This window comes from Streptomyces coeruleoprunus, assembly GCF_039542925.1.
Lineage (GTDB): Bacteria > Actinomycetota > Actinomycetes > Streptomycetales > Streptomycetaceae > Streptomyces > Streptomyces coeruleoprunus.
In genome coordinates this window covers 1767610-1790427 of record NZ_BAABIT010000001.1, presented here as the reverse complement: position 1 = coordinate 1790427, position 22818 = coordinate 1767610, and the positions used below count along the sequence as shown (strand labels likewise).

The 22818-nt window shown below is 72.6% G+C and carries 14 protein-coding genes and 1 pseudogene; 7 read left to right on the top strand and 8 right to left on the bottom strand.

Going from position 1 to position 22818, the window contains the following annotated elements; translation table 11 throughout:
• Position 1: 1 nt before the first annotated feature.
• Positions 2-4654 carry an ATP-dependent helicase gene (locus ABEB09_RS07610; RefSeq protein WP_345688377.1) on the bottom strand — a complete coding sequence of 1551 codons (4653 nt, stop codon included), beginning with the start codon at positions 4652-4654 and terminating at the stop codon, positions 2-4.
• A gap of 90 nt (positions 4655-4744) precedes the next feature.
• Between ABEB09_RS07610 and ABEB09_RS07605 the strand changes: the two genes are divergently transcribed.
• Genes ABEB09_RS07605 through ABEB09_RS07595 form a run of 3 tightly spaced genes read left to right on the top strand, consistent with a single transcriptional unit; the run spans position 4745 to position 6717 of the window.
• Entirely contained in the window at positions 4745-5605 is an 861-nt protein-coding gene (locus ABEB09_RS07605; protein ID WP_345688375.1) for a helix-turn-helix transcriptional regulator, read from the top strand.
• A 60-nt stretch (positions 5606-5665) separates the two neighbouring features.
• Positions 5666-6403 carry an AzlC family ABC transporter permease gene (locus ABEB09_RS07600; protein WP_345688373.1) on the top strand — a complete coding sequence of 246 codons (738 nt, stop codon included), beginning with the start codon at positions 5666-5668 and terminating at the stop codon, positions 6401-6403.
• Positions 6400-6717: an AzlD domain-containing protein gene (locus ABEB09_RS07595; protein ID WP_345688371.1), complete on the top strand. Its 318-nt coding sequence runs from the start codon at positions 6400-6402 to the stop codon at positions 6715-6717. Before ABEB09_RS07600 ends, ABEB09_RS07595 begins: the two co-directional genes overlap by 4 nt.
• 94 nt (positions 6718-6811) lie before the next feature.
• Here the strand turns inward: ABEB09_RS07595 and ABEB09_RS07590 are convergent, their stop codons facing one another.
• Positions 6812-7726 (bottom strand): hypothetical protein, encoded by a 915-nt coding sequence (locus ABEB09_RS07590; protein WP_345688369.1) that lies wholly within the window; start codon positions 7724-7726, stop codon positions 6812-6814.
• Between the two features lie 91 nt (positions 7727-7817).
• Between ABEB09_RS07590 and ABEB09_RS07585 the strand changes: the two genes are divergently transcribed.
• Both ABEB09_RS07585 and ABEB09_RS07580 read left to right on the top strand, forming a co-directional pair.
• Complete coding sequence (locus tag ABEB09_RS07585) at positions 7818-8012, top strand: DUF3046 domain-containing protein (protein WP_345688367.1); 195 nt, start codon at positions 7818-7820, stop codon at positions 8010-8012.
• Between the two features lie 161 nt (positions 8013-8173).
• Complete coding sequence (locus ABEB09_RS07580; RefSeq protein WP_345688365.1) at positions 8174-9484, top strand: AI-2E family transporter; 1311 nt, start codon at positions 8174-8176, stop codon at positions 9482-9484.
• A 117-nt stretch (positions 9485-9601) separates the two neighbouring features.
• Here ABEB09_RS07580 and ABEB09_RS07575 read toward each other — a convergent pair whose 3' ends face one another.
• The 5 genes from ABEB09_RS07575 to ABEB09_RS07555 form a co-directional block, all read right to left on the bottom strand.
• On the bottom strand, positions 9602-11827 hold the full coding sequence (locus ABEB09_RS07575) for an MMPL family transporter (protein WP_345693869.1): 2226 nt from the start codon (positions 11825-11827) through the stop codon (positions 9602-9604).
• A 99-nt stretch (positions 11828-11926) separates the two neighbouring features.
• On the bottom strand, positions 11927-12712 hold the full coding sequence (locus tag ABEB09_RS07570; protein ID WP_345688363.1) for a cytochrome d ubiquinol oxidase subunit II: 786 nt from the start codon (positions 12710-12712) through the stop codon (positions 11927-11929).
• A gap of 25 nt (positions 12713-12737) precedes the next feature.
• Positions 12738-14090 (bottom strand): cytochrome ubiquinol oxidase subunit I, encoded by a 1353-nt coding sequence (locus tag ABEB09_RS07565; protein WP_345688361.1) that lies wholly within the window; start codon positions 14088-14090, stop codon positions 12738-12740.
• A 274-nt stretch (positions 14091-14364) separates the two neighbouring features.
• Complete coding sequence (locus tag ABEB09_RS07560) at positions 14365-15030, bottom strand: response regulator (RefSeq protein WP_345688359.1); 666 nt, start codon at positions 15028-15030, stop codon at positions 14365-14367.
• Complete coding sequence (locus tag ABEB09_RS07555) at positions 15027-16235, bottom strand: sensor histidine kinase (protein ID WP_345688357.1); 1209 nt, start codon at positions 16233-16235, stop codon at positions 15027-15029. The genes ABEB09_RS07560 and ABEB09_RS07555 overlap by 4 nt, the downstream gene beginning before the upstream one ends.
• A 2700-nt stretch (positions 16236-18935) precedes the next feature.
• Here ABEB09_RS07555 and recA point away from each other — a divergent pair.
• Positions 18936-20063 (top strand): recombinase RecA, encoded by a 1128-nt coding sequence (gene recA, locus ABEB09_RS07550; RefSeq protein ID WP_345688355.1) that lies wholly within the window; start codon positions 18936-18938, stop codon positions 20061-20063.
• A gap of 3 nt (positions 20064-20066) precedes the next feature.
• Positions 20067-20635 (top strand): annotated as a pseudogene (recX, locus tag ABEB09_RS07545) (recombination regulator RecX).
• A gap of 354 nt (positions 20636-20989) precedes the next feature.
• Here recX and ABEB09_RS07540 read toward each other — a convergent pair.
• Entirely contained in the window at positions 20990-22804 is a 1815-nt protein-coding gene (locus ABEB09_RS07540) for an FAD-dependent monooxygenase (protein WP_345688353.1), read from the bottom strand.
• Between the last annotated feature and the right edge of the window lie 14 nt (positions 22805-22818).

Below are 22818 nucleotides of genomic sequence, written 5' to 3'. Positions count from 1 at the left end.
CCTAGGCGCGTATCCGCAGGCCCCTTGGGGTGGCGTGGAAGCCGGAAGACTCCAAGGTGGGGGACAGGGGGGACGTCAGGGCCGGAGTGGCGTTGATGCGTTCCACCGTGACCGTGCCCAGAGCGCCTGCTCGGGCGGCTTCCGACAGGGCGTCCGTGGCGGCGTGAAGCCTCGGGTCGTCCGGGTCCGTGGCCCAGGACAGGAGCGTCTTGCCGCCGCGTTCCATGTAGAGGGTCAGCTCGCCGTCGACCAGGACGACCAGGGAGCCCGCCTTGCGGCCCGGCTTGTGGCCGGCGCCCGTGGGGGGCTCGGGCCAGGGGAGGGCCGCGCCGTAGGCGTTCGCAGGGTCGGCGGCGGCCAGGACGACGGCGCTCGGGGCGGTGGATCCGTCGCCGCGGTCACGGGCGTTGGCCGCCGCGCGCAGCCGGTCCACGGCACCGTCCATGGCGAACTGGGCGGCGCCCAGGCCCTCCACCACATAGCCGCGGCGGGCCTGCCCGCTGTCCTCGAACGCGGACAGGACGCGGTACGTGGCGGAGAAGCCGCCCTCGACACCCTCGGCGGCGACCGCGCCGCGCGTGACCACGCCGTGCCGGTCGAGCAGGGTACGGGCCAGGGCGTGGGCGCGGTGCGTGGGCTCCGGCTCCGCGGGCGGCAGCAGTGACCAGCGGCCGCTGACGGTGGGCGGGCCGGAGCGGGACGCGGCGCGGCCGGGGGAGCGGGAGGCCGCGCCCAGGGCTGTCGCCGTCAGCGTCCCGTACCGGCCGCGCGGGACGGCGCGCCGGGCGCGGTGCGCGGTGGACCCCGCCGTGCGGCCCGAGCCGAGCAGGGAACGCAGCGGCGCCAGCGTGTCGTTGGTGAGGCGGCCGGACCAGGTCAGGTCCCACAGCGCGTCGGCGAGCTGCGGGTCGGTGGCGTCGGGGTGCGTGGCGGCCCGTACCTGGTCGGCGATCTGGCGGAAGAACAACCCGTAGCCCCCGGAGAGCGCGGCCAGGACGGACTCGTGCAGCGCGGTCAGTTCCAGCGGGTGCGGCGGCGGCAGCAGCAGGGGCGCGGCGTCGGCGAGGTACAGCGAGACCCAGCCGTCCTTGCCGGGCAGGGCGCCCGCCCCGGCCCAGACGACCTCGCCGGTCGTGGTCAGCTCGTCGAGGAGGGTGGGGCTGTAGTCGCGGACGCGGGACGGGAGGATCAGCTTCTCCAGCGCCGAGGCCGGTACGGGCGCGCCCTGGAGCTGCTCGATGGCGCGGGCCAGTCCGTCGATGCCGCGCAGGCTGCTGCTGCCGAGGTGCTGCCACTGCGGCAGGAACGTGGCGAGAGCGGCCGGCGGGACCGGCTCCAGCTCATGGCGCAGGGCCGCGAGCGAGCGGCGCCGCAGCCGGCGCAGGACGGCGGCGTCGCACCACTCCTGGCCGATCCCCGAGGGGTGGAACTCGCCCTGGACGATGCGGCCGCTCGCGGCGAGCCGGTGCAGCGCGCCGTCCGTGACGGCCGTGCCCAGGCCGAAGCGGGCCGCGGCCTGGCCGGACGTGAACGGCCCGTGCGTCCGCGCGTACCGGGCGAGGAGGTCGCCCAGGGGGTCCTTCACCGGCTCCGTGAACGCCTCGGGGACCCCGACGGGCAGCGCCGTGCCCAGTGCGTCCCGCAGCCGGCCGGCGTCCTCCACGGCCGCCCAGTGGTCGGCGCCGGCGACCCGGACGCGGATGGCCCGGCGGGTGGCGGCCAGCTCCGGCGCCCAGGCCGGGTCGGCGCCCCGCTCGGCCAGCTCCGCGTCCGTGAGCGGACCCAGGACGCGCAGCAGGTCGGCCACGCCCTCCGCGTCCTTGACCCGCCGGTCGTCCGTGAGCCACTGCAGCTCGCGCTCCAGTTCGGCCAGGACCTCCGGGTCCAGCAGCTCCCGCAGCTCGGCCTGGCCCAGCAACTCCGCCAGGAGCCGCGAGTCCAGGGACAGCGCGGCCGCCCGCCGCTCGGCGAGCGGTGAGTCACCCTCGTACAGGAACTGGGCGACGTACCCGAAGAGCAGCGAGCGGGCGAACGGGGACGGCTCGGGTGTGGTCACCTCGACGAGCCGGACCCGGCGCGCCTCGATGTCACCCATCAGCTCCTGGAGCCCCGGCACGTCGAACACGTCCTGGAGGCATTCGCGGACGGCCTCCAGCACGATCGGGAAGGAGCCGAACTCGCTCGCCACCTCCAGCAGCTGGGCCGCGCGCTGACGCTGCTGCCACAGCGGCGTCCGGCGCCCGGGGTTGCGCCGCGGCAGCAGCAGGGCGCGGGCGGCGCACTCACGGAACCGGGACGCGAACAGCGCCGAGCCGCCGACCTGTTCGGTGACGATCCGGTCCACCTCGCCCTTGTCGAAGGCGACATCGGCCGCGCCCACCGGCGCCTGCTCACTGTCGTACTCCAGCCCCGGCGCGGACGGGTCCTGGTCGAGCAGGTCCAGTCCCATCAGATCGGCGTCCGGCAGCCGCAGCACGATGCCGTCGTCCGCGTGCATGACCTGGGCGTCCATGCCGTACCGCTCCGAGAGCCGGGCGCCCAGCGCCAGCGCCCACGGGGCGTGCACCTGCGCGCCGAACGGCGAGTGCACCACGACCCGCCAGTCCCCCAGCTCGTCCCGGAACCGCTCCACCAGGATCGTCCGGTCGTCCGGCACGTGCCCGCAGGCCCGGCGCTGCTCGTCCAGATACGCCAGCACGTTGTCCGCGGCCCAGGCGTCCAGGCCCGCGGCCACCAGCCGCAGCCGGGCGTCGTCCGGAGCGAGCGCGCCGACCTCGCGCAGGAACGCGCCCACCGCGCGGCCCAGTTCGAGCGGACGGCCCAGCTGGTCGCCCTTCCAGAACGGCAGCCGGCCCGGCACACCCGGCGCGGGCGAGACCAGCACCCGGTCACGCGTGATGTCCTCGATCCGCCACGACGACGTGCCCAGCGTGAACACGTCGCCGACACGCGACTCGTACACCATCTCCTCGTCCAGCTCGCCGACCCGGCCCCCGCCCTTCTTGGGGTCGGCGCCCGCCAGGAACACCCCGAACAGTCCCCGGTCCGGGATCGTGCCGCCCGACGTGACGGCCAGCCGCTGAGCGCCGGGGCGGCCGGTGACCGCACCGGTCACGCGGTCCCACACCACCCGCGGCCGCAGCTCCGCGAACGCGTCCGACGGATAGCGCCCGGCCAGCATGTCCAGCACCGCCGTGAACGCCGACTCCGGCAGCGCGGCGAACGGCGCCGCACGCCGCACCACCGCCAGCACGTCGTCGAACTGCCAGGTGTCCATGGACACCATGGCCACCAGCTGCTGGGCGAGCACGTCCAGCGGGTTGGCGGGGATCCGCAGCGACTCGATGGCACCCGTGCGCATCCGCTCCGTCACCACCGCGGCCTGCACCAGATCGCCCCGGTACTTCGGGAACACCACGCCCGTCGACACGGCGCCCACCTGGTGCCCGGCGCGGCCCACCCGCTGCAGCCCGGAGGCCACCGACGGCGGCGACTCCACCTGCACCACCAGGTCGACCGCGCCCATGTCGATGCCCAGCTCCAGGCTGGACGTGGCGACCACGGCGGGCAGGCGGCCGGCCTTCAGGTCCTCCTCCACCAGGGCCCGCTGCTCCTTGGACACCGAGCCGTGGTGCGCCCGCGCAAGCAGCGCCGGAGCCCCCTTGGCCGCGCCGGACTGCGCCATCACCTCGGCCGGCGAGCCGCCGTCGGGCAGCGCCTCGCCCGTGGCCCGCTCGTACGCGATCTCGTTGAGGCGGTTGCACAGCCGCTCCGCCAGCCGCCGCGAGTTGGCGAACACGATCGTCGAGCGGTGCGCCTGCACCAGATCGGTGATCCGCTCCTCCACATGCGGCCAGATCGACGGCTTCTCGCCGCCGTCGGCGCCGGCGTCGCCGGCGGGCGACCCTCCCAGCTCGCCCAGGTCCTCGACCGGGACCACGACGGACAGGTCGAACTCCTTGCCGGACCGTGGCTGGACGATCTCCACCTTCCGCTGCGGCGACAGATACCGGGCGACCTCGTCCACCGGCCGGACCGTCGCGGACAGGCCGATTCGGCGCGCCGGGCGGGGCAGCAGCTCGTCCAGGCGCTCCAGCGACACCGCCAGATGGGCACCCCGCTTCGTGCCCGCGACCGCGTGCACCTCGTCGAGGATGACCGTCTCCACACCGGTCAGCGCGTCCCGCGTGGCGGAGGTCAGCATCAGGAACAGCGACTCGGGCGTCGTGATGAGGATGTCCGGCGGCCGCGTCGCCAGCGAGCGCCGCTCGGCGGCCGGCGTGTCGCCCGAGCGGATCCCCACCCGCACCTCCGGCTCCGGCAGCCCGAGCCGCACGGCCTCCTGCCGGATGCCGGTCAGCGGGCTGCGCAGATTCCGCTCCACGTCCACCGCGAGCGCCTTCAGCGGCGACACGTACAGCACCCGGCAGCGCTTCTTCACGTCCGCGGGCGGGGGCGTCGACGCCAGCCGGTCCAGGGCGGCCAGGAACGCGGCCAGCGTCTTGCCGGACCCGGTCGGGGCGACCACGAGCACGTCCGACCCCGCGCCGATCGCCCGCCAGGCCCCTTCCTGCGCCGCCGTGGGCGCGCTGAAGGCACCCGTGAACCAGCCGCGGGTCGCGGGAGAGAACGAGTCGAGCGCAGTCCTGGCCATGTCCCCCATCGTGCACCCGACCACTGACAACCGGTGTCCATCCACTGGACCCGCAGGTCAGCGCCGGTCCGATGGTCCGACAATGGACACATGGAACGCGTGGGCGGCACGGGGAAGCGCTCCGACGGGCAGGAGTGGGCGAGGCACTGGCAGTACGCGGAGCTGCCGGGCCTCGATCTCCTGCGCGCCCGCTACGTACGCCACACCTTTCCCCGCCACAGCCACGACGGATACGTGCTCGCCGCCGTCAGCGGCGGCATCGAGGAGGTCGGGCTGCCCGACGGCACGATCCGCGCCGGCCACGGCAGCGTCGTCATGATCAACCCCGAGGTCGCCCACACCGCACGCGCCGGCGTACCCGAGGGGTGGGCGTACACCACGCTCTACCCCTCCACCGGGCTGGTCGCCGACATCGCGGCCGAGACCTCCACCCTCCGCGGCACGGCCGCCTTCGCCGAGACACTGGCCATGGATCCGCGCGCCGCCCACCTCATCGGCCAGGTCCACCGCGCCGCCGAGGAGGGCAACGCCCTGGCCGCCGACAGCCTGCTGCGCATGGCCGTCGCCCAGCTCCTGCGCCGGTACGGCGGCCCGCTGCCCGCCCGTACCCCGCGTACGGCCGGGGCCAGGGCGGCGGCACGCGCGCGTGCCCTGCTGGAGGAGCGGATGACGGACCCCCCTACCCTCGAACAGCTCGCCGCCGACCTCGGCACCAGCCCGTTCGCGCTGCTGCGCGCCTTCAAGGAGCAGTACGGCATGCCGCCGCACACCTGGCTCACCGACGCGCGCGTGCGCCGGGCACGGACGCTGCTGGACGCCGGCACGGCACCCGCGGACGCGGCGGTCGCCGTCGGCTTCACCGACCAGCCCCACCTGAACCGGCACTTCGCACGCATCGTGGGAGTCCCGCCCGGCGCGTACCGCAAGGAGCGGGCCCGGCGCACGACCTGACGGGTCCGGGTGCAAGAACGTACAAGACCCGGCGGCGCGTCCGTCCGTAGCGTTCCCGACGTGCCAGAACAGACAGCAACCCCCTCCACGACCGGGGCGAACACGGCTCCCCCGGAACCGAAGACCGACCGGGCCGTCGTCCGCGACGCGCTCGGCGTCGGCATCGCCGTCGGCCTCTCCGGCTTCGCGTTCGGCGTGACGTCCGTCGGCGCCGGCCTCGGGCTGCTCCAGACCTGCGTGCTCAGCCTGCTCGTCTTCACGGGCGCCTCGCAGTTCGCGCTCGTCGGTGCGCTCGCGGGCGGCGGCAACCCGTTCACCGCCGCCGCGGGCGCCTTCTTCCTGGGAACGCGCAACGCCTTCTACGGGCTCCGCCTGTCCCAGCTCCTGGCCCTCCCGCGGGCCGTGCGCCCGCTGGCCGCGCACTGGGTCATCGACGAGACGGCGGCCGTCTCCCTCGCCCAGCCGACGCGACGGGCCGCCCGCATCGGCTTCACGGTCACGGGCCTGACCCTGTACGTCCTGTGGAACCTGACCACCCTCCTGGGCGCCGTGGGCGCAGAGGCCATCGGGGACACCGGCGCGTGGGGCCTCGACGCCGCCGGGCCCGCCGTATTCCTCGCCCTCCTCGCCCCCATGCTGCGCACGGCGACCGAGCGGGCCGTCGCCGCCCTCGCGGTCCTCCTGGGGCTCGGAGCCTTTCCCGTGCTCCCCGCCGGCGTACCGGTGCTGGTCGCGGCGCTCGCCGCACCCGTGGTGCTGTGGCTGCGCGGCCGCAGGGAAGGGACGGTCACGCGATGAACACCACCGACGCCTGGATCGCCGTCGGCCTGACCGTCGCCGGCTGTTACCTCCTGAAGCTCGGCGGCCTCCTGGTCCCCGCCGACGCCCTGGAGCGGCCCCTCGTGCAGCGCCTGTCGGCCCTGCTGCCCGTCGCGTTGCTGGCCGCCCTGACCGCGCAGCAGACCTTCGGCGCGAACGGCGCGCTCGTGCTGGACGCCCGCGCCGCGGGGGTCGGGGCGGCGGCGCTCGCCCTCGTCCTGCGCGCACCGTTCCTGGTGGTGGTCGCCGCCGCGGTGGTCGTCACGGCCGGGGTCCGGGCGTTGGGCGGCTGAAATCCGTCGGCGGGGGAGGGAGAGGGAGCCGGGGTCCTGGGGCGGCGCCCCGGTCGGCTCCGGGCTCCGCCACGGCGCCGCCCCGCTCCCGCCCTCAGCCGATCGCCCGCCCATGCGCCCGCAGCGTCCGCAGCGCCTCGATCGTCATGATGGGCCGGGCCTCCAGAGCCGTGCCCGGGGCCCACTGACGCCAGTTGACGGGCCAGCCGCCGTCCTCCTCCTGCTCGGCGGCCAGGTGGTCCAGGGAACGGGCCATCTCCTCGTCGGTGAACCAGCGCCGGGCGAGCGAGTCCGGCACGCGCGCGTAGTCGTGCGGAAAGTGGTACTCGCCCGGCGCGTACCCCGGGGCGACCGGATAGTCCTCGGTCCGCTCCGGCTCCAGGACGGCCAGCCGCTGCTCGCGCACCAGCCGGCCCAGCCGGTCGGCGGCGGCCTCCGCCCGGGTGCGGTCCGGGACGCCGTCCAGGAACGCCACGGCCGCCTCGATCTCGTACGGATGCGACTTCTGCGACCGCCCGATGGCCTCCACGGCCGCCCAGCAGAAGTCGGTGGCGCGGAACAGCCAGGCGTGCCACACCTGGTTGCGGTGCAGCAGCCCGACCACCGGACCGGTCGCCAGCAGCTCGCTCGGCGGGTCGTCCACGACGGGGACGAACGGTGCGACCGGGTAGCCGCGCACCGACGGGTGCAGCGCCGGGAGGGCGCCGTCGTGCGTGGACACCACGGTCAGGTACCGGCACACGCGCTCCACGCGCAGCCCGCCGCACCTGCCGATCGAGTCGAGCACCCGCAACGCGTGGGCGGTGGGCAGCGGCTGGCTGACGGGACCCCGTACGTCGGGCTCCAGGGCGTGCCCGTAGCCGCCGTCCTCGTTGGCGTACGCGGCCAGGGCGGTCTCGACGGCGTCGGCACCGCCGCCCAGGAAGTGGTACGCGAAGCGGCGCTGTTCGAGCACGCGGGCCGTCAGCCAGATGAAGTGCTCGGCGCGCGAGAGTGGAGTTCCAGCCATATTTGGACCCATGTTTCGACCGTAGGGCGGAAAGGGCTTTCGGCAAGCGGCCGGGACCGGGCTGCACTCTCAGGGGCGGGATACTGGACGCATGCGGTTGACGATTTTCTGGGAGCGGATGGCGGACCACTTCGGCGACACGTACGCCGAGTCCTTCGCCCGCGATCACGTGATGTCCGAACTGGGCGGCCGGACAGTGCACGAGGCGCTGGACGCGGGCTGGGAGGCCAAGGACGTGTGGCGGGCCGTGTGTGCCGCCGTGGACATCCCCGCCGAGAAGCGGTGAGCCGCACCGCCCCGCGATGACGACGAGAGCCCGTCCGCGGTGACGACCAGGGCCCGTCCGCGGTGACGACGAGAGCCCGTCCACGGTGACGACGAGAGCCCGCCTGCTGTGACGACGAGGGCGCACGACCGGTTGTCACAGCCGTGCGCGACACTTGCCCCGTGGCCCCGACTGACGAGACCCCGACGACCGACGAACCTCCGAACACCCCCGACACCACCACTGGCGGCGCGGCCGGCGACGCGCCCGCCGAGCCGGCCGGTGCGCCGGCGGCCGCGCCCGCCGGAGTCGGTGCGCCGGCGGCCCGTATGCCGCGCTGGCTGCCCAAGGCCATGGCCCTCGCGCTGGCCCTCTACGCCTGCTTCCAACTGGGCAGCTGGGCGTTCCACCAGCTCATCGGGCTGCTGATCAACATCCTCATCGCGTTCTTCCTGGCGCTGGCCGTGGAGCCGGCCGTCGGACGCATGGCCGCCCGTGGCATGCGCCGGGGAGTGGCCACGTTCCTGGTGTTCCTCGTCGTCCTGGTGGCGAGCGTCGGTTTCGTCGTACTGCTCGGGTCGATGCTCGCGGGCCAGATCGTCGACATGGTGGAGGACCTCCCCAAGTACCTCGACGCGCTGATCAATTGGATCAATCAGACCTTCGACACCAAGCTGTCCCGGGTCGCCGTCCAGGACAGCCTGCTGCGCTCCGACTGGCTGCGGTCATACGTGGAGAACAGCGCGAGCGGGGTGCTCGACGTGTCCGCGACCGTCCTGGGCGGGCTGTTCAAGCTGCTGACGATCTTCCTCTTCTCGTTCTACTTCGCGGCGGACGGGCCGCGGCTGCGGCGGGCCCTGTGCTCCGTGCTGCCGCCCGCGAAGCAGGCCGAGGTGCTGCGCGCCTGGGAGATCGCCGTCGACAAGACGGGCGGCTACCTGTACTCGCGCGGCCTCATGGCGCTCATCTCCGGCATCGCCCACTACGTCCTGCTGCAGTTCCTGGGCGTGCCGTACGCCCCGGCCCTCGCCGTGTGGGTGGGGCTCGTCTCGCAGTTCCTGCCCACCATCGGGACGTACCTGGCGGGCGCGCTGCCGATGCTCATCGCCTTCACGGTGTCGCCCTGGTACGCGCTGTGGGTGCTCGCGTTCGTCGTCGTGTACCAGCAGTTCGAGAACTACGTCCTCCAGCCGAAGCTCACGGCCAGGACCGTCGACATCCACCCCGCGGTGGCGTTCGGGTCCGTCGTCGCGGGCACCGCGCTCCTCGGCGCGGTCGGCGCGCTGATCGCCATCCCGGCGGTGGCGACGCTCCAGGCGTTCCTCGGCGCCTATGTGAAGCGGTACGACGTGGCCGAGGACCCGCGCGTCCACGGCCACCGGAGGCACGGCGAGATGATCCTCGCGCGCCTCCAGCGGTCGCTGCGCGCGGGGCGGGACCAGACGGGCCCGACCCCGGACCAGACAGGCCCGACCCCGAACCACACGGACTGATCCCCGGGTCCGCTGATCCCGTGGTCCGCCCGATCCCGTGGTCGCCCGATCCCGTCGTCCCTCTGATCCCAGGGGCCCTCAGATACGGGGGTCCGCCGATCCCGAAGCCGGTCCGGCTCAGTCGTGTTCGAGCCGGACCCTCGGCAGCGCCGCCGCCAGCCGGCGCGGCATCCACCAGGCGCGCCGGCCCAGCACCCGCATCACCGCCGGGACGATCAGGCAGCGGATGACGACCGCGTCCAGCAGGATGGCCACGGCCAGCCCGAGCCCGAACTGCTGGAGCATCCGGTCCGAGCTGAACATGAACGCGGCGAACACCACGATCATGATGGCCGCGGCGGCCGTGATGACCTTCCCGGTCGCGGCCAGCCCCTCCCGTACCGCTTCCTGAGGGTCCTTGGTGCGCTCCCACTCCTCGTGGATCCGGGACAGCAGGAACACCTCGTAGTCCATCGAGAGCCCGAAGACGATCGCGAAGATCATGACCGGGATGAACGCCTCGATCGGCCCGCCCTCCACGCCGAACCAGCCGTACTGGAACACCAGGGTGATCACCCCGAGCGCCGCCCCGATGCTCACGAGGTTCAGCAGGGCCGCCTTCAGCGGGATCAGCACCGAGCGGAACACCACGAGCAGCAGCAGTGCCGACAACCCCACGACGATCGCCACGAAGAGCGGCATCCGCCCGGCGACCGTGGCGGCGAAGTCCTCCGTGGCCGCGGTCGGACCGCCGACCAGCACATCCGCACCGGTCTTCCGCTCCACCGGCGGCAGCACCTCCGTCCGCAGCCGTTCGACCAGCTCCGACGTCTCCTCGGCCTGCGGCGCCGAGTCCGGGTACGCGATGACCGTCGACACGGCACCGCCCTCCCCGACCGGGATGGGCGGGCTCACCGCGGCGATGCCCGGGGCGGCGGCCAGCGCCTGCCGAACGGCCGCGCCCACGCCCGTACCGGCGTCACCGCCACCGCCCGTGCCACCCGTGCTCGGGCTGTCATCGGTACCGCCGGTGCCGCTGCCACCGTCGGCGACGACGATCAGCGGGCCGTTGAAGCCCGGACCGAACCCCTCGGCGAGCATGTCGTACGCCCGCCGGCTCGACTTCGCCGCCGGGTCGTTGCCCGCGTCCGCGAAGCCCAGGCGCATGTCGAGCGCCGGAGCGGCGAGCCCGCCCAGCGCCACGAAGGACACCACCAGCGCCGCCCACGGACGGCGCTGCACCCCCGCCGCCCAGCGCCGCCAGCCGGCGCCCTCGGCCCGTCCGCCGCGTCGCCCCGCGCGCCGGGCCACCTGGCGGGCGATACGCGCCCCGAAAACACCCAGCAGCGCGGGCAGCAGGGTCAGCGAGGCGGCCATGGTGACCAGCACGGTCAGCGCGACGGCCAGTGCGACGCCTTGGAGGGAGCCGAGGCCCAGCGCCACCAGACCCATCAGCGCGATGATCACGGTCCAGCCCGCGAAGAAGACCGTCCGGCCCGCGGCGTCCAGCGCGACGCGCGTGGCCCGCTCCGGCTCGGCGCCCTTCAGCAGCTCCCCGCGGTACCGGGAGAAGATCAGCAGGGCGTAGTCGATCCCGACGCCGAGGCCCACCAGCATCATGACGGGCGGGGTGAAGTCGGCGACGTTCGCGAGGTGCGAGGCGAGGGCGATGAGGGCGACCGAGCCGCCGACCGCGAACAGCGCCGTCACGACCGGCAGGCAGGCAGCCACGAGCGACCCGAACAGGAACACCAGGATCACCAGCGCGCCGAGGATCCCCGCGCCTTCGGCGGCGCCGCCACCGCCCTCCTCGGCGCCGCGCGCCGCGTCACCGCCGACGGCCGTCGCCAGCCCGTCCCCGGCCGCCGACCGGACGGTGTCGATGATCTTCCGTACGTCCTTCTCGGGGACGTCCTCCGCCGCCCCGTCGAGGGTCACGGTGGCGTAGGCGACGGTGCCGTCACGGGACACCGCGGCCCCGTCGTCGTACGGGCTGCGGACCCCGGTCACGCTGGGCAGCTCGGAGACCGTGCCGAGCAGCGACTCGACGCGCTCGCGCACGGCGGCGTCCCGGACACCGTCCTCGTGGCCCTCGTCGCGCACGACGACCTGTACGGAGGCGCCCGCCTGCGCCGAACCGTGCCGCTCCAGCACCGTACGGGCCTGCTGGGCGTCGGTGCCGGGCAGCGCGAAGTCGTTGTGGTACGCGCTGCCGACGGCCGACGAGGCCGCGGTGATGCCGGCGACCAGCACCACCCACAGCAGCAGCGCCAGCCGGCGACGGCGGAACGACAAGGCGGCCAGGCGCTCGAAGACGCTTCCGCGCCGGGCGCGCCCGGGGGCGCGTTCGGTGGGTTTCGCCATGGGTGTGGACATGATGGGCTTCCTTTCGGTGAGGGGATGCCGCGTATCGGTGAGGGAATGCCGCGAAGGACGCGGGTGGATGGGCGCAGGGCGTGCAGCTCAGAGGTACGAGGGCCCGGTCACGCGGTGGCGGAAGGTCCGCCACGTCCAGACCTGGGCGGCGACGAGCAGCGGTGTGAGCACCAGCAGCGGTGGCACGAGGAACGCGAGCGTCGCGCCGTCGGCGGCCGACGCGGCCAGCGGCAGGGACAGCCCGGCGAGAAGCGGCAGCGCCGCCATCAGGGCGGCGGTGAGCGCGAACGACTGCCGGGAGCCGCTGCGCCCGACCAGCCGGAGGGCCCGTTCGTACGGGAGGCCCGTGAGCCGCAGCGCCGCGAACCCGAGCCCGTGCGCGGCGAGCAGCACGGCCACGGCGGCCGCCACGAGGAGCGTCACCGCCCAAGCGGCGGGCGTGGCGGGGGCGCCCGTCACCACGCCGGCGAGCAGCCCGCCCCAGGACAGCGCGACCGTCCAGCTCCCGCACACCACGGCGCCGTCGCACACCGCGCGCCACGCACGGCCGCCCCGGCCCGTCACGCGTCCGCGCAGCCACAGGCCGGTGTCCCGTACGACCCATCCGGCGAGCAACGGGACCACGACCCGGGCGTGCCCGCTCAGCAACTCGCCCTCCAGGTCCGGGAAGCAGCCCACGAGCAGCCCGGCGGTGGCGACCAGCCACACCTCGTTGCCCAGGAAGAACGGCGCGAACGCGGCGATGACCAGGCGGCGTTCACGCTCGTCGCGGCCCAGGTGGGGCAGGAGCATCCCGGTGCCGATGTCCGCGCCGCCCAGCACGAAGTAGCCGACGGCGAAGAAGCCGAGCAGGGCGATGGCCAGGGTTTCCACGGGGCTCCTCCTCAGGAACGATCAGTCAGTAGCGCGGGGCCGGATGCGGGGCGTCGGCGGAGGTGGAGGCGTCGCCCTCCGGCGGCCCGGCCCGGCCGTCGCGGCCGAGCGCCACGGCGTCGGGGTCGAGTGCCACGGCGTCGCGGCCGAGCGCCACGGCGTCGGGGCCGCGGCGGGCGTGCCGTATCAACAGCCAGGCGTTGACGACGGCGAGCACGGCGAACAGGGACGTGAACACCACCAGGGAGGTCCGCATCGCGGCCGGGGAGAGGGAGGAGACCGCGTCCTCGGTCTTCAGCAGCCCGTGCACCACCCAGGGCTGACGGCCGGCTTCCCGGAAGACCCAGCCGCTGATCATCGCGACGTACGGCAGCGGCACCGCGGCGATCAGCGCGACATGCCAGAGCCGGAAGCGGTACACGGTCGTCCGGAAGCAGGCCAGCACGCATCCGGCGAACGCGAGGTACAGCATCAGCGCGAAGGCGATCAGCATCACCAGCGCGCCCCCGCGGGTCCACGTCTCGGATGGGACGTAGTCGCCCGGACCGAACAGCGCGGTCATCTCCGCCTGGAGACGGGCGATTTCCGCCGTCTCCTGCCGGAAGACCGCCGACTTCATCGGCTGGAGGGTGGCGATGCTCGACAGCTGGACGCCGCCGAGCACCGCCGTGAACAACAGCGCGGGGAAGGCCAGGAAGACGCCGATGCGCAGGCTCCGGCCGAAGAACCGCCACTCGGGCGACCGCCGGAACAGGTGGTACGCGCCGACGGCAGCCATGAAGAACCCTGCGGTCACCAGCGCACCGCCCACGACGTGCCCGAAGGCCGGCAGGGCGCTGGGGTTGGTGAGCAGCGCGACCGGATCGTCCAGGACCAGCCGTCCGCCCTCGACCCGGTGGCCCACGGGATGGTTGAGGAAGCCGTTGGAGACGAGGATCCAGTACGCCGAGAGGTACGCCGTGAGCGTGACGACCCAGATCGTCGCCAGGTGCGCCCAGCGGTTCAGCCGGTTCCAGCCGAAGATCCACAAGCCCAGGAACGTCGACTCGACGAAGAACGCGACGATCGTCTCGATCGCCAGGGAGGCCCCGAAGACATTGCCCGCGTAGTGCGTCAGTCCGCTCCACGAGAGCCCGAACTGGAACTCCATCACGAGGCCGGTCACGATCCCGACCGCGTAGTTGATCACGTACAGCTGTCCCCAGAAGCGCACCAGGCGTGCGTCGAGGGGCTTTCCGCTGATCGTGGCCTTCGTCTGGAGGCCGGCGACGACGGTCGCGAGGCCGAGCGTCAGGGCGACGAAGAGGAAGTGCCCGCCGGCGGTGAGCGCGAACTGCAGCCGCGCGAGATCGAGGACTTCTGAGGCGTCTGGACTCACGCCGTCAGCGTCGGCGTACGGCTGCCGACGGGACATCGGCCCGGGGCGGTCAGTGGCCCTACCGCCCGGGTTGCGCCCCTCCACGCGCGCGTACAGCCGGGGTTGCGGGCGACCGTGCCTGTCCCCTAGGGGGACGCGGTACGTCTCTCAGGGTCGCTCGGCTCCGTTCTCCTGGCCCGCTCGGTTCCGCTCTCACGACCCGCTCGGCTCGGTTCCGACGGCCGGCTCGGCTTCCGGCCCGGCGGTCCGTGCGACCGTCCGCCGCTCAGGGCTGCTACGCGAGCCAGCCGGGAGTGATCATTCCCGACTCGTACGCCAGGATCACCAGCTGCGCCCGGTCGCGGACGTCCAGCTTGGTCATGATGCGGCTGACGTGCGTCTTGGCGGTCGCGGGCGAGAGGACCAGCCGCCGGGCGATCTCGTCGTTCGACAGACCGGCGCCCACCAGGCCCATCACCTCGCGCTCCCGCTCGGTCAGGGCGTTCAGCCGGGGGCTCGGATCGGGGCGCCTGCCGCGGCCGGCGAACTCGGCGATCAGCCGGCGCGTCACCGCCGGGGCGATCAGGGCGTCCCCGCGCGCCACCACACGCACGGCGTGCAGCAACTCCATCGGCTCCGTGTCCTTGACCAGGAAGCCGGACGCCCCGGCCCGCAGCGCGCCGTACACGTAGTCGTCGACGTCGAAGGTGGTGAGGATGACGACCCGCACGCCCTCCAGCCGGGGGTCGGCGGTGAGGGCGCGGGTCGCCTCCAGGCCGTCGAGTCCGGGCATGCGGATGTCCATCAGCACGACGTCCGGGCGCAGTTCGCGGGCGAGTACGAGCGCCTGCTCGCCGTCGGCGGCCTCGCCCACGACCTCGATGTCGGGCTCGTCGCTCAGGATGGAGCGGAAGCCGGCCCGTACGAGCGTCTGGTCGTCGGCGAGCACGACGCGGATCATTGCGTTCCCCCGGGGACGGTGAGCGGCAGCCGGGCGGTGACCCGGAAGCCCTGAGCGGTGTTGTGGGCGGCCAGCTCGCCGCCGAAGGCCCTGGCGCGCTCGGCCATGCCCTGGAGGCCACTGCCCGGCGCGTGCTCGTCGGGTGCGCCCTCGCCGTCGTCCTCGATGCACAGCCGCAGGTCGCGGTCGGTCCAGGAGAGCGTGACGAGCGCCGCACGGGCACGGGCGTGGCGGGTCACGTTGGTGAGCGACTCCTGCACGATCCGATACGCGGCCAGGTCCAGCGGCGGCGGCAGCGGCCGGGGTATGCCCTCCGTGCGCGTGTCGACGTCCAGCCCGGTCGAGCGGGCCCGCTCGACCAGCTCGCCGAGCCGGTCGAGGCCGGAGACGGGCGCGGTGGGGGCGGCCTCGTCGGCCTGGCGCAGGACGCCCAGTGTCCCGCGCAGCTCGCGCAGGGCGTCCTTGCTGGTGGCCTTGACGGCCTCCAGGGTCTCCGTGGCGGTGGCGAGCGCCTGCGCGGGCTCGGGCTTCTTGCCCAGCCGGTGCAGGGCGGCGCTGGACTGGACGTTGATCAGGGAGACGCTGTGGCCGAGGACGTCGTGGAGTTCCCGGGCGATGCGCAGCCGCTCCTCGGTGGCGCTCTGCAGGGCCCTGGCCTCCTGCTCCCGCTCGGCCGCGAGGGCGCGCTGCTCCACCTCGTGGAGGTAGGCGAGGCGGGTGCGCTGGGCGCGGCCGACGGCGACCAGGCTGATCAGCCAGCCGGCCAGCATGACCAGGGACGTGTCGTCGATCTGGCGGTTGCCCGGGCTCTGGCGGATCTCGCCGAGGCCGACGGCGACCAGGGTGATGGCCGCCAGGGCGACGGCGGCCACGAAACGGCCCTCGGCGGCGACGGTGTAGAGGGCCAGCGCGAACGTGATCATCAGCGGGCCGTCGTAGGCGCTCGTCGGGTAGTAGACGCCCGAGGCCAGCAGGGTGACGACGGCCACGGCGACCGGCCGCTCGCGCCGTAGCAGGAGGGCCCCGCAGCCGACGGCGATCAGCGCCCAGCCGAGCAGGGTGCGGGGGAGGGACTCGGCATGCTCCGCCGACACCATCGACACCACTGTCCAGCCCACCACGAAGACCGTCACGCCGGCGGTGACGAGCAGATCGGCCGCCCGCACCGGCACGCGACCGCGGCGGACGAGGGAGGGGAGGACCATGCCAGGAAGAATAGGCGCCACCACGGACAACGGCCGGGGCTCGCACACCGGCCCGCGGTCGAGGCCCCGCACCGTCCGCGGTCGACGCTCGGGCACCGGCCCGCCGGTGCTACGGCGCCCGGCGCCGTGTGCGGTGCGGCGTCACGGAACTCGTGGTGTGCCTTATAAGCGGTCACGAGGAGCGCCAGATCATACGAGTTCATCGCAGTCGTGATGCCTGCCTCCGCGATGTCGCGGCGGTGCACCAGGTCCGCAAGCCGGGGAGAACCCTGGCTGAGCATTGCTGAGTCGCTCTCCCTGTGTGACGACGCCGGCCGACCTGGAATCACTCGGTCGCCCATAGCTTCAAGGTCTTCCAGTACGCGAGCACACGGAGGATTCAACAGCTCGATGCTGAGAACAAGGCCCCAGACGAAATATCCGCAGCACACAAATCCTCCGCCAGTGAGGTGTGCTATTACCGTGAGTGAAGCTCCTCAAAAATGGACGGTAAAGGGGATATGCTGATCCTCTCTGCGTTTCTGCTTCGGTGTCTGGATGGCCATGGGTATTGGCGTCATTCGGTTTGAGTTGCTGCGTGAGATGTGCCCGCACCCGCACCGGTGCGGTGGTATTCCCAGTCGGCGAGCGAAAGCAGGCCTTTACGTTCGCGGATCGGGGATCTATGGCAGTCGGCTCCCGAATCCACGAGCGGGGCGACCCCGAGCGGAGGAAGGTCTAGTACGCTAGAACAGGGAACAACGAAGCCGCGTGTCGCGGCGGAGGGCTGACGCAATGGCGTTCGGTACCTTGGAACCGATAGCTGTGCAGCCGATGCGGCGCCCCATCATTAAGGCCGGTGGGGCGCCGCTTCCGCTGTCCCGGCTCGCAGGTGATCAGAGCGCCGGACGTTGCGATGAAAGGCTCCTGTTTGTTCGGCTTGTTAGTAGGACCTTGTCCAGACGCCGCCAGACGTGGCAAAGGTAGTCGGCGGGCAGAAGGCGACGGAGGGTCCGCTGGAGACCCAAGTTCCCGCATCGCGATGGATGACCTGGCCGTCCCAATGTACGCACTTGACGGTCGCCTTGTACCTTCCTCCGTTGCTGTTACTGCAATGGGCCTGCCAGCCGTTACCCATCGGGATCTTGTAGTCTTGACACCCGGTCGGCCACCCTGTGGCGGCGGCGGTAGCCGAACCCTGGAATCCGATGACCGCCGTCACTGTGGCAGCGAACAGCATCGCGCATAACTTCTTCGTCACAGCTGATCCTTTCTCGACTGAGTGGGGGTCATTTTTATCGATTGTCGCGGACGGATGTCTCGATTCCTGCGGAGACTGCTTGGGACGAGCCTTGACAGAACGCGTAGGAAAAGCCGGACTGCCTCCACGTTCCATAGAACCAGAGGGTCTTCCCGCTCTCTGGGTCCTTGCATATCGCGAGAGCTCGGTACGAGCCGCCGTTGTCGTCCTTGCAGGAGGCGACTGCCCCCCAGGATCCAGGGACTTCATAGCGGCAACCGGTGGGTCGCGCCGTGGCGCCGACTTCGGAAGCTGACGCGGTACCCCCGGCGCCCAACGAGAAGGCACCGGCCAATAACACTCCAAGCGCCGGGTTGGTAAGAGATCGAATGCGAGTGCTCTTCGGCACTTTCTTCACCTACTTCCTCAGCGTAAATGATTGGGACGTCATTCGGCAGCGTAGAAGCGGCATAGGGTTGGTTGAATGCCGTCCTTTCCTCCCCTTGTGTCCGGGGGGCCTTTCCGTCCCTTGTGTGACTGTGACGATTCCATGCATCGCGGTGACGGGCAAGCGCGAGGGTAATCTTTTGAGGTTTATTTGAGCCTCACGTCATGGGGCTGAGGATGGGTAAACGGGCGACGTGGTGCCCAATAAATGAGAGAGTCAATTCCGGTATGACTCGCAGGGGGAAATTTCGGTCATGGCGATGGCGGGAATTCGTCGAATTTGTTTCGTGTGGGAATTCCGGCCGTGTGATGGCTGGAATTCATCGAGCAGTTTCTAGGGGTGACCTGAGCGGCTCTGTCCTGTGGGTTTGTCCGGTGGTGGGGCGAGGTGGCGTTGAGGGCGACACCAGGGGGATGGTGGTCAGGCGACGAGAGGGCCGCTGATTGTCTTTGTCGGATCGAGGCAGGGGCGATGGATGTGATGCCGCTCGCACTGTCATGCCAGGGCAGTCGGGGCTGCGGCGACGCGATCCGCCTCGGTGCCGGGATCGCAGCTGGTGGCGCCAGATGGTCGGCGCTCGAGCCGCGACCCGTGGTTGACGTTCTCGCCTGTCGGCGCCGTTACCGCCCGGTGAGGCTCTCGCTGTCGATCGGCCGGGGGGTCGGGCGGGCAGGGGTCACCTGATCGAACCGGACGTGCGCCCAGAACGCGGGCGGACGGCTGTAGTGCCTGGATGTCGCCCTCCAAGATCCAAGATCAAGTGTCTCCAAGGCAGGATCGGTGTGCATCGCGAGCTCTCTCGCCGCCGCACCTGAGGCGGATGCTCTGCGCTGCTCACGCGCCGATGGTGCGTGCCGGTGTGGCTCGCTTGACACCAAAATCGAACATCCATTCTCATGGGTGTGCGGCCGGGGTTCACCGGGGCTCACCCGTGGTTTTCCACAGGCCGGAGGCTCGTCAGGGCGCGTTGTCAGTGGCAGGGGTTAGCGTCTTTGACGTGAAGCGATCGACTCAAGCAAACCGGGTGGAACCCATGGCAGGAACCGACCGCGAGAAGGCGCTCGACGCCGCGCTCGCACAGATTGAACGACAGTTCGGCAAGGGCGCAGTGATGCGCATGGGCGAGCGGTCGAAGGAGCCCATCGAGGTCATCCCGACCGGCTCGACCGCGCTCGACGTGGCGCTCGGCGTCGGTGGCCTGCCGCGCGGCCGTGTGGTGGAGATCTACGGCCCGGAGTCCTCCGGTAAGACGACCCTGACCCTGCACGCCGTGGCCAACGCGCAGAAGGCCGGCGGACAGGTCGCCTTCGTCGACGCGGAGCACGCCCTCGACCCGGAGTACGCCAGGAAGCTCGGCGTCGACATCGACAACCTGATCCTGTCGCAGCCGGACAACGGCGAGCAGGCCCTGGAGATCGTCGACATGCTGGTCCGCTCCGGCGCGCTCGACCTGATCGTCATCGACTCGGTGGCCGCGCTCGTGCCGCGCGCCGAGATCGAGGGCGAGATGGGCGACTCGCACGTGGGTCTCCAGGCCCGGCTGATGAGCCAGGCTCTCCGGAAGATCACCAGCGCGCTGAACCAGTCCAAGACCACGGCGATCTTCATCAACCAGCTCCGCGAGAAGATCGGCGTGATGTTCGGCTCGCCGGAGACCACGACGGGTGGCCGCGCGCTGAAGTTCTACGCCTCGGTGCGCATCGACATCCGCCGTATCGAGACCCTCAAGGACGGCACGGAGGCGGTCGGCAACCGCACCCGCTGCAAGGTCGTCAAGAACAAGGTCGCGCCCCCCTTCAAGCAGGCCGAGTTCGACATCCTCTACGGCGAGGGCATCAGCCGCGAGGGCGGCCTGATCGACATGGGCGTGGAGCACGGCTTCATCCGCAAGGCGGGCGCCTGGTACACGTACGAGGGCGATCAGCTGGGCCAGGGCAAGGAGAACGCCCGGAACTTCCTCAAGGACAACCCCGACCTCGCCAACGAGATCGAGAAGAAGATCAAGGAGAAGCTGGGCGTCGGAGTCCGGCCGGACGCGCCGGCGGCCGAGCCGGGCGCGGACGCCGCGGCCACGGCGGCCACGGACGAGGCCGCCAAGTCGGTCCCGGCCCCGGCGACCAAGGCCACCAAGGCGACCAAGGCCACGGCAGCCAAGGGCTAGGCCATGGCCCGGCGCACCGAATGGCCGGACGACAGCCCCGACTCGTCGAGGGCCGAGAAGGAGCTGTCGTCCCAGGACCCGGCTGAGCAGGCGCGGGGGATCTGCCTGCGCCTGCTCACCGGGATGCCGCGCACCCGCAAGCAACTCGCGGACGCGCTGCGCAAACGCGGAATCCCCGACGAGGTCGCCGATGAGGTCCTGTCCCGCTTCGAGGACGTCGGCCTGATCGACGACGCGGCCTTCGCCGGGGCGTGGGTGGAGTCCCGGCACCACGGCCGGGGCCTGGCCCGCCGTGCCCTCGCCAGGGAACTGCGGACCAAGGGGGTCGACTCGGCCCTGATCGACGAGGCGGTCGCCCAGCTCGACCCCGAGCAGGAGGAGGCGACGGCCCGCGAACTCGTCCAGCGCAAGCTGCGCTCCACCGGGGCCTCGACCGCGACCGCCGCCTCCGCCGCCTGGCCGGCATGCTCGCCCGCAAGGGCTACCCGGAGGGCCTGGCCCTGCGGGTGGTGAGACGAGCACTGGAGGAGGAGGGCGAGGACACCGAGGACTTGGACGTCGAGGGTTTCTGAGCCGACGGGCCGGAAGACGGAGGAAGGCGGGGGACCGAGGCCGGCAGCTGGGGGCGAGAGATGGCAGCCCCGACCCCGTAGGCACGAGCTGCGCTGCCGCGCCGAATTCCACGCCGCCTGCCTGCAGAAGCGGTCCCCCGGCGCTGCGCCTGCCGAGGCCACGCCCCAGCCGCACCACCAGCGCGCCTGCGCCCGGCGTGCCTGCACCTGGTGCGCCTGCGCCCGGTGCACCCGCACACAGGTGCACCGGCACCCAATGCGCCGGCGCGAGCCGTCCGCGGTCGGCCACGGGCCGGTGGGTCCCAGGGCGGGCGGCCTCCGCAGAAGGCACCGCCAGTGCCGCTTCCGCAGCCGTCAGGTGACCTTGGCCGCCTCGTCCCGGTGCTCGGTGCGCAGTGCCTGTGCCTCGTCGTCGGATGCGTCGTCGCACGGGTCGCCCGGGTCGGTCGGCTCGCCCACGGCTCCGCCCCGGATCGCGTCCGCCGCTGCGTGCAGTTCCACCGGGCGTACGCCCGCGAAGGCTGCGGCCAGGTGGCCGTCGGGCCGTACCAGGAGGACCGTGTGGGCGGGGGCGCCCGGGTACGCCTCGGTCACCAGGAGCTCGCCGCGCAGCGGCAGGCCCTCGACCGCCTCAGCCAGCCGGGGCATCACGCCCGCGGTCCGCCAGTGCCGGCGGTCCCACACGCCCGTGCCCGGGGCCACCAGCACCACCAGCAGGCCCTGACCCAGCCGGTCCCGTAGCCGCCCCGCTGTCCCGTCCGGCGCCGTGACCTGTACATCGGCCACCGGCGCGCCGAAGGCGGTGCCCACGGCGACATGGCCCTCCGCCTCGACGGGCGCGAGCGGCGACAGCGGGTACGACGGCGGCGCCCCCAGCGGGCCGCGCCCCACGTGCCCGTCGGTCAGCAGCGCGTCATGCCCACGGGAACCGCCCCGCAGGTACGAGCGCAGCCCGCCACCGCCGCGCAGCACGGGCAGCGACTGGTCCGCGGCCCTCAAGCGTGCCGCGACGGCCGTCCGGCGCTCCGCCTGATAGCTGTCCAGCAGCGCGTCCGAAGGCCCCTGCCCCTGGTGCCAGGTGAGCGCCAGCTTCCACGCCAGGTTCTCGGCGTCCCGCAACCCCTCGTCCAGGCCCTGCGTGCCGAGGGCGCCCAGCAGGTGCGCGGCGTCCCCGGCCAGGAACGCCCGGTCCACCCGCCAGCGCCGCGCGAGCCGGTGGTGCAGCGTGTAGACGCCGGTGTCGATCAGCTCGTACACGGGCGTGTCGTCGCACCACCCCGTCAGCGTCTCGCGGATCCGCCACACCAGGGCGTCCGGCGTGACCAGCTCACCGCGCGGCGGCAGCAGCCAGTCGAGGCGCCAGCCGCCGTCCGGCAGGGGGCGGGCGGTCACCTCGTCGCCCCCGCCCCGCCACGGCGGCTGACGGTGCAACACCCCCTCGCCGGGCCAGGGGAGTTCCGTACGGAGCATCGCGACCGCGTGACGTTCCACGGCCGTACGCCCGGGGAAGCGGATGCCCAGCAGCTTTCGGACCGTCGAACGGGCGCCGTCGCAGCCGACCAGGTAGCTCCCGCGCCACCAGGTCGACCCGGGCCCCCGCGTGTGCGCCGTGACACCGCTCGCGTCCTGCTCCAGCGCGTCGAGCCGACTGTCCGTCACGACCTGCACCAGGTCCCGCGCCGGCAGCGACGCGATGGCGGCCCGCAGGGCGCGGGTGAGCGCGTGCTGCGGAAGGTGCAGGGGCGAGACCGGCCCGTCCTCGCCACCGGGACCACCGCCCGGCCCACCGCCCGCCATGTCGTCGAGGGGGGCCGCCTCCTCACCCCGTACGCCCCGCCACGCCTCCCCGCCCCGCACGTCGCCGGACGGGCGGACCTCACTGTCGCGCGCGTTCTCGACCCCCGCGAAGGCGATGTGCCGTACGAGCTGCTTGCGGCGCATCGAGCGCCAGCCGTCCCAGCGGGCACCCTCGTCCCGTACCGCGGCGGCACCGCCCAGGCGTTCCACGAACGCGGCCGTGTCGGGCCGCAGTACGGCGGTCCGCGCGGGGCGGTACTCGTCCTTGCCGGTCCCCTCGTCCAGGACGACCGACGGCACTGCCTGCGCGGCGAGCGCGAGGGAGAGCGCGAGACCGACGGGCCCCGCGCCGACGATGATCACCGGATCCACGGCGTGACTCCGGT